At 44.1% G+C, this 14,978-nt stretch carries 14 protein-coding genes and 2 pseudogenes; all 16 read right to left on the reverse strand.

The window, feature by feature from the left end; genetic code table 11:
- Positions 1-4 precede the first annotated feature (4 nt).
- Positions 5-1,009: a TadE/TadG family type IV pilus assembly protein gene (locus ACBP55_RS22475; RefSeq protein WP_464645099.1), complete on the reverse strand. Its 1,005-nt coding sequence runs from the start codon at positions 1,007-1,009 to the stop codon at positions 5-7.
- The gene (locus ACBP55_RS22480; protein WP_464645101.1) at positions 999-1,226 is read right to left on the reverse strand and encodes a Flp1 family type IVb pilin; all 228 of its coding nucleotides are present in this window, start codon (positions 1,224-1,226) and stop codon (positions 999-1,001) included. The genes ACBP55_RS22475 and ACBP55_RS22480 overlap by 11 nt, the downstream gene beginning before the upstream one ends.
- 15 nt (positions 1,227-1,241) lie before the next feature.
- Positions 1,242-2,111: a type II secretion system F family protein gene (locus ACBP55_RS22485; protein ID WP_464645102.1), complete on the reverse strand. Its 870-nt coding sequence runs from the start codon at positions 2,109-2,111 to the stop codon at positions 1,242-1,244.
- 1 nt (position 2,112) lies between these two features.
- Positions 2,113-2,985: a type II secretion system F family protein gene (locus tag ACBP55_RS22490; RefSeq protein WP_464645103.1), complete on the reverse strand. Its 873-nt coding sequence runs from the start codon at positions 2,983-2,985 to the stop codon at positions 2,113-2,115.
- Positions 2,982-4,244 carry a CpaF family protein gene (locus ACBP55_RS22495; RefSeq protein ID WP_464645104.1) on the reverse strand — a complete coding sequence of 421 codons (1,263 nt, stop codon included), beginning with the start codon at positions 4,242-4,244 and terminating at the stop codon, positions 2,982-2,984. The genes ACBP55_RS22490 and ACBP55_RS22495 overlap by 4 nt, the downstream gene beginning before the upstream one ends.
- Complete coding sequence (locus ACBP55_RS22500) at positions 4,241-5,356, reverse strand: nucleotide-binding protein (RefSeq protein ID WP_464645106.1); 1,116 nt, start codon at positions 5,354-5,356, stop codon at positions 4,241-4,243. The genes ACBP55_RS22495 and ACBP55_RS22500 overlap by 4 nt, the downstream gene beginning before the upstream one ends.
- Before the next feature lie 256 nt (positions 5,357-5,612).
- On the reverse strand, positions 5,613-6,125 hold the full coding sequence (locus ACBP55_RS22505; protein WP_029195955.1) for an acyl-CoA thioesterase: 513 nt from the start codon (positions 6,123-6,125) through the stop codon (positions 5,613-5,615).
- A gap of 106 nt (positions 6,126-6,231) precedes the next feature.
- Positions 6,232-7,872, reverse strand: a complete 1,641-nt coding sequence (locus tag ACBP55_RS22510) for a serine/threonine protein kinase (protein ID WP_464653378.1) — start codon at positions 7,870-7,872, stop codon at positions 6,232-6,234.
- Between the two features lie 86 nt (positions 7,873-7,958).
- Entirely contained in the window at positions 7,959-8,996 is a 1,038-nt protein-coding gene (locus ACBP55_RS22515) for an SAM-dependent methyltransferase (RefSeq protein ID WP_464645108.1), read from the reverse strand.
- A gap of 23 nt (positions 8,997-9,019) precedes the next feature.
- A pseudogene (locus ACBP55_RS22520) lies at positions 9,020-9,792 on the reverse strand (ABC transporter ATP-binding protein).
- Positions 9,793-9,813: 21 nt separating this feature from the next.
- Positions 9,814-10,167 carry a cyclic-phosphate processing receiver domain-containing protein gene (locus ACBP55_RS22525; RefSeq protein ID WP_464645110.1) on the reverse strand — a complete coding sequence of 118 codons (354 nt, stop codon included), beginning with the start codon at positions 10,165-10,167 and terminating at the stop codon, positions 9,814-9,816.
- Between the two features lie 59 nt (positions 10,168-10,226).
- Complete coding sequence (locus ACBP55_RS22530; protein WP_464653379.1) at positions 10,227-11,060, reverse strand: deoxyribonuclease IV; 834 nt, start codon at positions 11,058-11,060, stop codon at positions 10,227-10,229.
- A gap of 15 nt (positions 11,061-11,075) precedes the next feature.
- Positions 11,076-11,885 (reverse strand): Fpg/Nei family DNA glycosylase, encoded by an 810-nt coding sequence (locus ACBP55_RS22535; protein WP_464645112.1) that lies wholly within the window; start codon positions 11,883-11,885, stop codon positions 11,076-11,078.
- Positions 11,886-12,156: 271 nt separating this feature from the next.
- Positions 12,157-13,080, reverse strand: a pseudogene (locus tag ACBP55_RS22540) (IS3 family transposase); the annotation flags it as partial.
- Complete coding sequence (locus ACBP55_RS22545) at positions 13,038-13,334, reverse strand: transposase (RefSeq protein WP_464644117.1); 297 nt, start codon at positions 13,332-13,334, stop codon at positions 13,038-13,040. The pseudogene ACBP55_RS22540 and the gene ACBP55_RS22545, both read right to left, overlap by 43 nt.
- A 233-nt stretch (positions 13,335-13,567) precedes the next feature.
- Entirely contained in the window at positions 13,568-14,944 is a 1,377-nt protein-coding gene (locus tag ACBP55_RS22550; protein ID WP_464645113.1) for a ribonuclease H-like domain-containing protein, read from the reverse strand.
- Between the last annotated feature and the right edge of the window lie 34 nt (positions 14,945-14,978).

Below are 14,978 nucleotides of genomic sequence, written 5' to 3' on the forward strand. Positions count from 1 at the left end.
CTTTCTAATTATGGATGACAACCACAATGCCTTTGCGCTCCAGCTCCTTACGAAATGAATTAGAAGGCATTCCTTTGCCGCTGGCATCCTTTTTGAAAAAGTGCCACACGATGCCTTTCACTTGCTCCCTTTCATCAAGGAGCTCTAAATCCTTAGGCAGCTGTTCAGTGCGAAGCTGAAATTCCGTCATATTGTAAAAAGCTTGATGACCAATACCTCGAGCATCCAGTGCATCAATTGTTCTGCTTTTTCCTGATGTTGTCTTCAAAATGACTTCTGTACCCCCCACCAATGATTTCAAGTATGCCGCGGCTTGACGCTCAGATTTTATCGTCACACTTGGTCCAGACATGTTACCTTGAATAGGTTCTACAAGTGCATCTCTCGCCTTCTGAGGGGAAATTCGTCCTTTAATCGCTTTGAAATATGTACGTGTAATATCTGTTAATCGAATAAGTTCAACCGACTCCACAACATGTGAAACAGCCTTGCCGGTTGTTTGCTCAGAACCCAACCATCTCTTCAGCTGCGCCGGCATAAGAAATGACTTTTTCAACTTCACCTCAACCTGATGGTCAAACAGATAGTTGGCGTATTTAGCAGTTCCCGTCACACCCTGTGGTAGCAAAGCGGAGGAATTGGCAAGTTTACTCTCCACGTGACCACTTGTACTGCCTGAGGGAATCACGACTTCTGTTGTGCCACTCCCACTCAGCATTCCGAATAAATCTGACACACCATCGCGTGTAAGTCTCCAATAAAGACCATCTGTTTCACTAGGGTTAAAGTTTCCTGTCACCAGATCTTTGTGACTGTTATTCCAAGTAAAGGCAAGACGCTCAGCCGTAGTTCTCGCAAGCTGCTGAACAAATACGTTCTGATACGCATACATGCCCACAAAAAGCAGCGTAACCGTACAAAATAGAATCAGCGGAAATACAAGAGAAGCTTCTAACGTAAAGCTTCCGTCCTCATTAACACGGAGACTACGTAAACGCCTATGGCGCACAGCTCGTTGTTGGACTAGGCGCACAAGGAACAACCGCGCTGTTGTCTTTCAAATCAGAATTGGCATCACCAATTAGCTTCTGGAACCATGAGACGATCCACTTTCTGAAAATGATGGCTATAGCGACAAGTACAGCAACGATTAATAAAATCTCTAAAGTGCCTAATCCTTCTTCATCTTCCCAAAACTGTTTCAACCAATTTATCGCCGTTTTCATCCTTACATACCTCCATTATTGTTTCATCATTAGTAAAGCTGGGGCCGCAACGATGACCATCACGACAACGAAAATGAGCACCATAGGAAATACAAGTTTTGACGATGCTTCTTCACCTAATGTTCGTGACACTGCTTTCCTTCTTTGCCAAAGATCCAACGAAAGTGCATGAAGCGCAATTACAAAATCGCTACCGCCTCGTTTATAGTTCAAAAGAAGAGTAGATGTGAACAATGACACTTCATGAAGTGCGCAGCGTTTGCTGAAATCCTCCATTACTTTTGCAAAGGATACATTCATCTCCAGCTCATGAACGGCTTGTGCCAGTTCTTTATAGAGCGGTGTTTGTGCTTTATGCGGTCGGGCTTCCACACAGCGTATCCATGCCCGATTTACAGTCTCTCCTGCGTTTACGAGCAGCACAATTGTACTTAGTATTTCTGGCAATTCAAGAATCATCAACTGCTGTTTCTTGCGGATTTTCGCATCCAAATCACGCACCATGATCAAGGGAACAAGGGCTGCGGCTAGCAAACCAAATCCAAACAGAGAACTATCTCCATCAGCCAGAACGGCTAGAAGCGTTAGAATTATAAAGCATAAAGTCGAAGCCGATATAAGCTCAGCTAGAAACCATTTACTGCCATGCGCAGCGAAGCTTCTCCCATGCAATGTAATTAATTTGTGATGTACTTTAGCTGTAAAATCGGGCCATTTTTCCATCAAATGGAGCTTGTCGACGAGCAAATAGCTATAAGGTAGCAGCAGTTTCATCTGAAACGGATATGGGTGAGCTTTTATAATCTCAGCATATTGCATGCGCCCCAATAGGAATAACAGGATACAAACGGCAATCTGGGAAATAAACAAAATCGTGATCCACATGCTACACCTTGATATTCATTATTTTTTGAGTGAGTATGTAGCAAGCACCAAGCAGCAGCAAGCTTACTGACATGATAATGACGCCGCTGCCTGTGTAAAGAGGAACCATGTACTCCGGTGATGAGAACGCAAGCACGGCAACAATGACGATCGGAGCAAAGAGCAGCACTCTAGATTCAAAACGTTTCTGTGCGATCATCACGGAGATATCCTGTGATATTTCAAGCTTTTCGCCAATCACCGTAGCCGTTCGTTTCATGACCTCCACCAAATTGCCCCCCGTCCGCTTACAAGTTAAGAAAACGTCAGTGAAGCTTCTTACATCTTCTAGATGACAGCGATCCGCTAAGTTTTTCAGAGCAGCTTCAATGGGCTCACCGTTCTCTACTTTTCGACAAATAATACTAAATTCAATGACAATCAAGCATGCCGGATCAGGATACAGCATTTTAAGATCTTCTAATGCCTCTCTAAACGCGGTTTCAATTGACTTTCCAACCGTCATGGAGGAGGATAGGCAGCTTAGTGCTTGTTTAAACTGTACATACAGTTTGTTTTTACGTAATTGAATTAATTGCTGCTTGCGTATACGAGGAAATGTGAAGCCTACCGCAGCCAATACTGCAGCTAGAACGAAACTTTTGTAGAAAATATAACCTACAACGAAAGTTGGCAAGGCAAGCATCAGGAAAGCACTTACTTTTTCCTTGGAGGTTAGCTGATAATGGTTATAGTCAATTAACTGGTTAATTGTAGAAGGTTGCTGGATGGGCCGAGATTCTGTTCTCTTAGATGATCTTTTTCTTCGTTCCAAATACAAAAGAAAAAACCAGCTGAAAGCACCACACATGAGGAGAAGCAGCATAAGCTTCATCCTGCATCACTCTCTACTTCGAAGTGTGCAAACCACTCTGGCAGCTTCTTGCCTGCCATTCGAATTTTGTGTATGTTGTGCAGTCGATTTCCAGTATAGACAAGCTCTCCAATAACCTTGCGATCCATCGTTTCCCCTTTTTCATCAAATAGGAAAAGGGGATGTAGTTGAACTTCACCATCCTTCACACCTAGCACCTCATGAATTTCTGTCACTCTTCGAGTACGATCACGAATTCTACTCACATGAATCATTACATCTAATGCAGAAGCAATTTGCTTACGAATGACGTCTACTGGAAGCGGGGCTCCACTAAGCACCATCGTCTCAAGTCGGCTTAGCATGTCCACGGATGTGTTCGCATGCCCTGTGCTGAGAGAACCGTCATGACCAGTATTCATCGCAGATAGCATATCTAATGCCTCTGCACCACGGACCTCCCCAACAATAATTCGATTGGGACGCATGCGCAGCGAAGAACGAATAAGGTCTCGAATCGTGATCTCTCCTTTCCCTTCCGTATTGGCATTTCTGGTTTCCATTCGCACCAAGTTAGGTACAGTTTGTATCTGAAGCTCAGCAGAATCTTCAATCGTAATAACGCGCTCATGCGGCGGAATCCAGGCACTTAGAGCATTTAGAAATGTCGTCTTCCCTGACCCTGTACCGCCTCCAATAAAAACGTTAAAACCTGATTCAACCATCACTTGCAGGATTTCTGCTGCCTCCTCTGAAATACTTCCCATACCAATCAGATCCGCCATTTGCAGGGGCTTTTCCGGAAACTTTCGAATCGTCAAGGTCGGCCCGCTCAAGGAAGCAGGTGGAAGTACAATGTTGACCCTTGACCCATCGGGTAGACGCGCATCGACAATTGGCGTTGCTTGATTCACAATCCGGTTGACTTTAGAAACAATCATCTGAATGAGATCCTCTAGTTTCTCTGCACTTTCCAAAGGATATGGATAACGTTCAACGGCGCCCTTCCTTTCGAAAAAAATGCACTCATGTCCATTAACCATAATCTCTGTGACAGATGGATCATCGATCAGCGGTTGAAGGATATCCAAGCCTCGAAATGAATCGAATATTCGCTTTACTAAAGCTTGCATCTCAGTTGAGGTCCAGCCGTATTCTCCTGCTGCGCTGAAAACGGACTCCTCAATTAATTCAATTAATTTGACATCGCTGACCGTGCTGGAAAGATCAATCCTCTCCTTAATCTGCTGCTTCAAGATAAGAAACAAGTCATGATTCATGAAGCAGCCGCCCCTTCCCTAACCGAAGAAGAATGACCTTTTCCCAAATGGATAGCTGTGAACATCTCATACGTCTGTTCTGAAAATAAGCCAGATTGCCAGATCTGCTCTGGGGTGCTTAAAACTTTCCACTCGGGAATATACGGAAGCTTATACGTGATGTCCTTGCCTAAACCTGAGAAATCATTCGTTTGCTTGCCTGTAAATTTATTGATAACAAAATGTACATTCTGCAAGGATCCCATTTGTTTCGTTAGTGCCTCTGTTTTAAACAAATCATTCAAATCGTCCCGCACAATCCACATGATATGATCACTGACATCCAAACTTTTTACAATTCTCGGATGCACAGAGGCTTCTAAATCAACAATGATGTAATCATACTCGTTCAACGAGATCAATGATTCAATAAGAAGACGAACATGCTCGCCGCTCATTTCTTGCATTTCCCTGATCTGATCTTTGGGAGTCAGATAATCGAGACGCAGCCTTGAATCGTGGGATTTTAGCAGCTGCAGCTTAGGTCCTAGTAAGTCAGGTGATCTTTTCATATAATATAAAAGCTGTGAAAATCGGCCTAAATCACCCTGTAACCACTGAGAGGCTGAACTGACCAACTCCAAACTAAGATAAAAAACTTGGTCTCCACGAAAAGACAACTGCTTCGCCAAATGAATGGCTGTCATCGTTTTCCCACTATTCCCGCTGCTGCTATAAACAGATAGAACTTTAGTTCTTTTCGTCCCAGGAACCGCATCAAATCGATGCTTTTCCGTATAAAAAGCAAGTAGGCGCGATATTAATTGATTCAGCGATTGAAAGCGATATAAGAACGGAATCTTTGTCTCCGCTTCTTTGGAATTTGCAATTGTTTCACTCAAAATCATTTTGCATAAGGATGTACTTCGATTCATCAATAGGGGAAAGTACGCCTCGGATAGTAATAAAACACCTTCTAATTGCTGATTCTCAAAGAAATCTATGACCAACTCTAGTTTCGAAAAAAGCTTCACCTGGATTCTCTCAGCGAACTCAGAAGACCGAATGAACGCAGCAAGTCTCTCCGCGTAAAGGAAGTCGTCATCTAAGACATACAGTTGAATTTTACTCATTCCTACCTCCTTTTTTTAAGTCATGAAACCATGGCATATACGCCACTGGCGATTAAAACTAAGCTAATAACGGTGAGCACAATGGCAATGCGAATGGTCGTCTCAACCTTCATGCATCAGCCTCCTTCGCGATTCGGAGAAAACAAAAAAGCACGCGCCGATTGAGGAGATAAGATCTCCACGATCAGCGGTGCTTCCGCTTGTCCGATTTAATTTATCCAAATTGTACCACATTTTAACAGGAAATCAATCCCTTTTATTCCCAAGGGTATTTCATCGTGAAAAAGCTTGCTAACTTCTTACTTTCAACTCTTCGAATTCGTCTCATTTCTGCACGGTGTGGCGCCGATTCATGCAGCTTCTTCTCTTCTTCCGTTTCTGGAACCACATCTGGGACTTCGACTGGAACTTTGTTGTCATCGAGTGCAACGAATGTCAGGAAAGAGGTTGCGGCAATTTTTCTAGACCCTGTTTTCAAATCTTCGGTTACGACTTTGACGAAAACCTCCATCGAGCTTTTGCCTGTCCATGTCACGAATGACTCCAAGCAAACCGAGTCTGACGTATGTATGGGCGACAAAAAGTCAACGGAATCTGTTGAGGCTGTCACAACAGACCTCCGGCAATGTTTATGTGCCGCAATCGAGGCAATGTCATCAATATAGGACATTAGCTTTCCACCAAAGAGCGTGTTGTGATTATTTACATCGGTCGGAAAAATTCGTGACGTCTTGAAGCATCTGGATTCTCTAGCAAATCGTTGTTCCATATGTATGACCCCCTATATCTGCATCAAAATGAAATATGACTCATCATAACACAATTAAAGCCGTTTGGTTATAACTTGAGTATTGATTTACAAAATTATTAAGGGGCTAACTAAGCTTTTTGAATCGTGAGAAGAAAGATTTGCTCCCCTTCAGACTGTTTCTGTTAACCGTATCAGCTGGCAAAATTTCTCTAAGCAAAGGGGTTAGTGCATCTTTCAGCTTTTCCAAAATCTCGGTCTGATCTTGAATACATTCCCCTTTCCAAACAGCACGCATGACTTCAGCACGCGGAATTTCAGGCAGTGTACACAATGGTGCCGCCGGAAGCGAATCTAACCATTCATTTCGGAAATGTCCCGGCATAGTGCCGTTTGCCACATAATGCACCTTTTTACCACGCTGCTTATACCTATCAAAACCCTTAAAATGTGCTCGTGAACTTGGTCGATTACATTTACCTGGAGAAGGGTCTATGACAACAATGATCTCATCCGCACTATGACAAAGCTCTTGAACGGAAGGATCCTCCCAATGCGTGGATACATCCCAAATGACGATCGGTTTTTTTATCGTATGAAGAAGTTTGAAAGAATCAGCAGGATGCCATGCATTTTGAAACCCCTCCGGATGAAGGGGTACCCATGTCGTAGAACCGTTGGTCCATGTTGAAATCGCTGCTGACATTTGGTCACTAATAAGATCCGACACGAATGTGTAATCCTTAGGTGCCTTACTATCGCCGTAAAGGAGCATGTACAAATCAGGTTCAATTGTTGGCTGCTCAACAAGCGCGTTCGGAATCTGCATAGAATGAAGAATTCTCGCCAATGTAATCGCCAGGAATGTCGCACCTACACCAGCAAATAAACCGCCAATAACAATTAATTTATCAGGTGTTGAAGCGACGAATGGGGTGTGCAGATTTAGAACTTCTGGGGCCGCAGTTGGTTCGGAATAGATGGAACGAAGTCTCATTTTAACTTCCATGGCGGATTGACAGCGGTTTTGCGGATGTTCTTGCAGAAGTAATCGTACGGTGGAGGTTAAAGCTTCCGGTAAATCTGGACGAATTTGTTCCAACGGTTTTTGGGTGATATACGCATACTGGCCGCCTGATAATAAGTAATACAGCATGGAACCGAGTGTAAATAAGTCCGTGCGCGCGTCGGTTTGTAAGCCCAAGAATTGCTCCGGAGCCGCAAAGCCAATCGTACCCATTTGCATGGTATCGGATTGTTTACCGTGTTTGAAATGTCTGGCAACACCAAAATCGATTAATCGCACTTGGTTCTGCTCATTCAACATCACATTGGAAGGCTTGAGATCGCGGTAAATAATCGGACGAGGCTGAAACGTGTGCAAGTAGTGTAGCAAATCGCATAGCTGAAAGGCCATGTGAACAATTTTCGCAACAGGTAACTCGCGACCCTTATCTTCGAATAGGTCCTGCAATGTTGGCCCTTGAATATAATCCACGACCAAGAACCCTTTTCCATCCTCGGTTGTAAAATAGTCAACTAATTGCGGCAGTTGAGGGTGCTGGAGCCTAGCGAGCATTTCCGCTTCTTCCAGGAAGAACGTCATATCATCAGCTTCAAAAGGTAAACATTCTTTCACTGCCCATTTCTTCCCTTTCAGTTTCAAATCCACTGCTAAGTAAACGTGACTCATTCCACCTTGACCTAGCAAAGCTTCAATTCGATATCTTCCCCCTATACATGTTCCAATCCAGCTTTGTTTGTTCATCAATAAATAAATGACCCCCTTATCAGGTAAGATTTACCTTGATTATAAGAGGGCCTTCTTTAAAAATCTACATTTTTTTCCACATACTACGTCTTTTGCAAATAAAGTGTCAATTCTTCCCGATTGTGAAACAATTGTTTGGCTTTAAGCAGGAAGAGAGTTGGCTCCAAAATCTTCAAAACATCACGAACCGTTTGGAACGGTTTTTTATGCATGAGTTTGACCGTAATGATTGCAGTTCCTCCGCTTTGTAAGGAATAGAGTAAATCAGCGACTAAACGACCCATTTGACGTGGGTCCCAGCTCATATCACAGACGAGCAAATCAAACTCATTTTCCCGCAGCTTCACATCGCCTGCATTTTTCTTAAGGATCGTGAGTAGTGGGTTGCCTTGAAGTCTAGGACTCATGGATGCAGGGTCAATAGCCGTAACACGTAAGCCACGCTCCAAAAGCAACGATGTCCATCCACCAGGGGCCGCACCAATATCTAGTGCCGTACGAGCAACACTGAAATCAATACCGAATCGCTGTTCCGCTTCCAAAAGTTTGAATTTCGCACGTGAAATTTGATCCTCTTCCTTCATGAATCGGATCGCACCGCCTGACCAATCAGACAAGTTGTCGGCAGGCTTGGATAGCCCCACGAATAGCTTCTTGGCGCTTATATACACAGAAATGATTTGATCCGCATACCGAACGACCGGTTCAGCCTGAATCTCCGAAACCAATATTTCATCTAAAACTGCCTTAATGGTGAAAGGCGCATAAGGTACATCCGCCCGCTCTTCTTTGCGCACTTGGGTAGCTATTTTATCGCCTGAACTAATAAGCCCTGTAGAAATAGCTTCTCTTAGCCACGCCTTGAGGTGTTCGACATCCGCATCCGTTCGGCTTAGGTCCCAGTCTTGACTTACAGGCTGGACATGCCTAATAAACATAGGCTCCTGCTCTTTAAGCGTTGTGATCATATCTTCTGTACCCTCAGGCACTTCGAATATAAACACCTCTGTCGGCACTAACAAAGTAAACTTAGTTAAGGGAAATAATTTACGAATTTCGTCCTGTGCATATTGAGCGAAACCGTGATTCGAAGTACCAATGTATGTCGTTAAGTGTGTCATAGCCGCATCCTTTATGTAATCTACTATCTTGATTCAATAACCTTAATCCATGGTCGTTCTTGGAACCATTCTAACGTGATATCGATCCCAAAAGCTTGATGAATATTTTCCGGAGTCAGTACCTCTTCTTTGCGCCCTGCAGCAATGATTTCACCTTGTTCAATAATAGCAACATGCGTAAATAAAGGGATTATTTCTTCGATATGATGCGTTACGTATACAACCGTAATGTTTTGCTTGCTAAGGTCGTTGACATCTGTTAGAAAACGTTCTCTCTCGTATAAATCTAGACCAGCCGCAGGTTCGTCCATAATGAGAATGGAAGGCTTCATCATCAGTGATCTGGCAAGCATGACCTTTTTTCGTTCTCCTTGCGAAAGGCTACCTAAAGGCTGATGAGCCAAATGAGGAATACGAACACGCTCCAACATGACTAGAGCACGATCTTTCACCTCTTGCGGAATTTCCTGATAAAACCGTAGATAGGCATACTCACCCGTCGCGACAACCTCGAGAACGGGGTCAATTAGGTTCAATTTTTCGAATAAAGACTGTGAAATATAGCCGATTTTCTTGCGAACTTCCCTCACATCACATTGGCCATATCGGTTACCAAGCACGTCTACCGTTCCCGGCTCGGGAACTCGTATCCATTCATCATTTCGAGCAATGTTGTCTTTCCTGAACCATTGCGGCCTAACAATACCCAGTGTTCACCTGGCTGAATGTGTACATTCACATCCTGTAAAATATGACGTTCTCCTCTAATAAAATGAATAGCGGATAAATGGATCATTTGCGGTCGATTCCTTTCTGACTATGGCTCACTCTTATAAGTCCCTTGTGCAATCTGCAAGAGCAGATCGTCAGGAATTCGGTGAGGGTATAGACTCATCCCTTCGGGTTTGGCCGTGTAAAGCGTTTGATACATAGCCGTACATGCCGAGGGACTGGAAGTATGAATATAAATCGTTTTGGGAAATTTGCGCTGTTGAGTCAACCAAATGACAACATCCATGCCAGTCTCCATCGTAGACCATCCCAAATCATGATCTAACGACAAAATATCAACATCAAACTCCTGGAGCAGTAAAATGCATTCTTTGACATCTTTGGCTAAAGTAAATCCTTGAGGACATGGGCGTAAGTCATCTAAGTATACATGAATCATGATCGGATTTCCTTTCCTGTTCATGATGGAATGAATTAAGTAACCAAAGATTTAATGAATCAAGTACTAGTAACCAAAGATTTCACCAGTGCAATTTCCTGAGCATGCGTACCGTCACTGCCAGAACCCGTTTCAAGAACGATTGGAATTTGCTTCAAAAAAGATGAGGCTAGCATCTTCTGTAAATTCTCAAGGCCAATATAACCAGCACCAATATTCGCATGGCGGTCTCGGCGGGAACTATAAGGATGGACGGAGTCATTCAAATGAACAGCCTTCAGATGCGGAAGATAGTCAAGCTGTTTACCCTTGGTCTCAAACTCTAACCAATTATGCCCCTGCCATAAACCACTTGCAAATGCATGACACGTATCTAAGCAAAATCCAATCTGCTCTGGTGCTTCACTGAGTTTACGTACTTGAACCATTTCTTCCATGGTTAGCCCTAGCTGAGCACCTTCTCCAGCTTGATTCTCAAGCAAAATCAAAGAAGACCCCTCATATCCCTGAGTAGCACTATTCAAACATTGTATTATATTTTTATAGCCTTGTAACGGGTCTTTTCCAATATATTTTCCAAAGTGCACCACTAATCCCACTGAACCGCAGGCATCCGTAATTTCTAAACCATTCCTCAAAAGCTTTACCATTTGCTCGCGTTCACCAACTTCAGCCGCTGGGTTCAAGGGATACGGAGCGTGCCCAATTGATAAAATGCCATGTTCTTGGCAAAATTGCGCGCATGCGTTTGTATCTCTTTGATTAACTAATTTCGTAGAAAGACTGCGCGGATTCATGGGAAAGTATTGAAAGGCATTTGCCCCTAAAGACAGAGCGGTTTTGGCCGCACCTAAATAGCCGCCACGCGTACTAACATGAGCGCCAATAAACATCATGAATCAGCCCTTTCACGCTTGACAATTAGCACAGTAGAAGCATTTGCGACTTGAAACTTCTGTCTTGATTAGTGGATGTCCGCAGCGCAAACATGGCTCCCCTTCTCGATCATATACACGACACTTCGCATCGAATTGCCCCGTTAAACGGTCTCCAACAAACAAAGGCTCGTCAATATATCCACCGAATTGAGTAGCTTCGAGAAGTACCGAGCGCATGGCTTGAAATAAGCGATTTTGCTCTTCTTCTGTCAGTGAGGACAGTTTACGAGTAGGGAGAATGCCCGCATTAAAGCATATCTCATCGGAATAACAGTTCCCAATCCCTGAGAGAAACGATTGGTCGACAAATGCTACTTTTAAGTTGCTATTCTTACTTTTCAACACTCGTTGGAATTGTGTAAAAGTAAAGCCGGAATCCAGCGGCTCAGGCCCAAGCTTGCCTAGAAGCAGATCAACTTCAGGCAGTGTATGCATATGTAAATATCCTAACCGCAATCCGATGAAATATAAGTGCTTCGTGCCAAAATGGATCACAACTTGCGTTGTCCGATCCGGCTTCTCATCCTCCGTGCCATAGAACATCCAACCACCGAGCATTAAATGCAATAATAAAACTTCACCTGTTACCAAGTGAAATAGCAGATGTTTAGCTCTGCGATCTATCCGTACAATGCGGTTCCCGGTCAGCTTATGAATAAAAGTTTCCGGCTCGACATTTAATGATTTCGGACGCGTAACTTCCGCCCCTGTGATTGGCGCACCTTGAATCAATCGCGTCAACTGCTGTCGATACGTTTCCATCTCTGGAAGTTCGGGCATGGCACTCTCTCCTTGCCGTTTTCTTCCTTGTATATCCAAATGAGTGGGAAAGTAAACAAGATTACCTTACATTGACATAGGATGGTTCTGGTTAGTTCTTAGTGCTTCTTTGTGACTTAGTTACACCTCTGATTCTCTTTTTACAAAACGCAGATTGTCCCTTTGTCTTGAAATCCAAAAATAAGAGCCCCTAGAGACTCTTATTTCAAACATATTGGTATTAAAATGAGTAATAGTGTACTTGAGTCAATAGAGTGGACACAAAAAAAGGTTAAGAAATTAGTTTAGCTTGCTTGTAATACTGCATTTCAAACTTGACTGGGGACAAATAGCCGAGCTTGCTGTGCGTACGCTTCCGGTTGTAGAAAAACTCAATGTACCAGTAGATTCGCTGGTGTGCTTCTTGGCGGCTTTGAAATTTATACCTGTACACCAATTCCCGCTTGAGGATGCTGTGGAAAGCCTCTATACAAGCATTATCGTAGCAGTTACCTTTTCGGCTCATGCTACGAATCATATGGTATTTTTTCAGCTGTTTACGGTATTCACTGGACGCATACTGCGATCCGCGGTCTGAATGATGAATAAGGCCCTTAGGCGGTCGTTTGGCTTCGTATGCCTGGTTTAAGGCATCTAGCGTCAGTTCCACAGTCATGCGATTGCCGAGCTGCCAGCCGACAATTTTGCGGGTAAACAAGTCAAGAACGCTTGCTAAATAAAGGTTTCCTTGACGCGTGTGGATGTACGTAATGTCGGTAACCCATACTTGATTCGGTCTTGTACACACATCAAAATGCTGATTCAGCCAATTAGGCGCAATAGGGTGGCTATGATTTGAATCCGTTGTTTGTACGCTGAATTTCGCTACAGCTTGTGAGCGTAATCCCTTCTCTTTCATGATGCGTCCAACCGTTTTGACAGCGACTTTGAAACCTTTCTTTCTCAGTTCCTCTGTGATCTTCGGACTCCCGTAATTCCGATCTGAATCCAAGTACTCAAATTCGACCTCTTTAGCCAACGCTTCTCGGCGCTTTTTCCGCTCACTTGGGGCTGTCAATCGCCATTTATAGTAACCGCTCCTGGATACACCTAGTACGCTGCACATCTTCTCAACTCGAAATGTAGAACGGTGGTCATCAATGAACTTGAATCTCACTTCGGGTCTTTGCTGAAGATGTGCAGCGCCTTTTTTAAGATGGCTAGCTCTTCCTCTAGGTCTTTGTTTCGCTGCTCCAAGTCTTTCACGATCTGATCGTGGCTGCGCAGATTCCCACTGCCCACGAAGGGCTCATCTGGAAATTGGCGATATTTACTCACCCATCTGCTCAAAGTCTTCGCTGGAATGTTCAGTTCGTTTGCAATTTCCGTGATCGATTTACTATGTTGTTGAATGTACTTTACCGTTTCCTCTTTAAACTTTTGATTGTAACGTTGGCGGGATTCACTCATCTTGGACACCTCGTAATTTGGATAGATCTATTATCTAACTCCCCAATTCGTTGTGTCCACTATTAAGTCTAAATGCATAGCAGTCTTTAGGGACTTCTATAACAATGGAATGCTATCAAAATTGTTGAAAATGTTTAAAATAGAAGCCTTTAGGGGCTTCTATTTCCTGAATTTTTGATGAAAAATGACATTTAGCAGCCTTTTGAAGCTCTTATCTAATATTTCTTTCCCCATTAAATTAACCCTTCGCTAACGTAAATCGGCTTTACTTTGCGTGTCTTGGTTTTCGCTTTTGATGTGTTATTACTCTTCACAGCAGGAGATGTCATTTCAAACGAGTGACTTTCGGTTTTCCTCAACTTACCTTTCAATCGATGGAGTCGTTTCTCCAGTGCTTCCTCGACCTCGTTTTGCCTTTTATCTCCACGATGAAGCGAACGACGGCGCCAGAGCTTCGCCCAAGCCTCCTCAGCGTAAAATATCGCCTGAGCAAAGTTCTTCTCTCGATGCTCGTAATACATCGCTAGCTCTAAATAAGGCTCTAAATGGAGCGCAATGCTCGCGTTTTTAATAACAATCCAGCGCTTCCACAGTTCAACTGCTCGAAGATATTCACCATTCTTCTTGTAAAAGGCAGCTAATAGAAGAATGGCTGATTCTTGATCTGCTGGATTAGATGACTCCAGATCATTCAATAACCTAGCATACAATATATCGAAGTAATTCTCAGCAATTGCAGAACGTCCCATTTTGTCTAGCCATAAACCTGTTCGGAACATCTCTTCCAATTCGAGATCGGGATCAAGTTCACTTTCTCCACTCACTAGTTTGCCGAAATGTATGGCAAGTGCAGCTAAAGTAACAATATCATGCTCATTATGAACGAAAACACCTTCAAGTACGGATAGATTTTTCTCCGCCAAATATTGAAAATATAAAGCAGGTGCCATAGATCCTGGCACATCATCTACTCGCTCAAAACCTAGGCGGTTCTCTTCAACTTTACTCAATCGGCAAGATGGCAGCGTGTTTCGCCACAGGCTTCGCGAGGGGTAAAGAAGATCAATCTGAAGCAGCTTCGCATCGTCCAATTGGAGTCGATTAAGCACATACCGATTCTTTAGAATAGGCCAATCAAACGTTCGGCCATTGTAGGAAATAATATGCGTGAAGCGGTCGAGCAGTTCTTGCAAATAAACAAGCATAGCATGCTCTTCCGCTGGGTTGCGAATCAACAGCTGTTCTACCGTGAACAGCTCACCCATATAAAAGCCGATGCCGACCATGAACGGCACGTTGCCTGCACCGACGCCGAGTCCGGTCGTTTCGGTGTCGAAGAAGAGCAGCTCTTCCAGCCGGACGACGGCGTCACGGTCGTGAAAGCAGGACAGCTGCTGTGCAACATCGGCCAGCTCACGCAGCCGATACTTGCCGTGCACGCTGTCCGCGCCGTACACACGGCGCCGCATGACGAACGAGCCCGCCGGGCTCGTTTCTACATGGGCGCCAAGCTGCGCCCACTCGCCGTCTGCCACAGGCAGGGACGGCGGTGCTATTTGAGCCGCAGCAGGTCCCCGCAGGCGGCCCAGCTTCTCACGGAGCCCGCTCATCGTGCACCGCCTTCGAGCCGGTTTATGTTCTCGT

It is taken from the genome of Paenibacillus sp. WG02 (genome assembly GCF_055396115.1).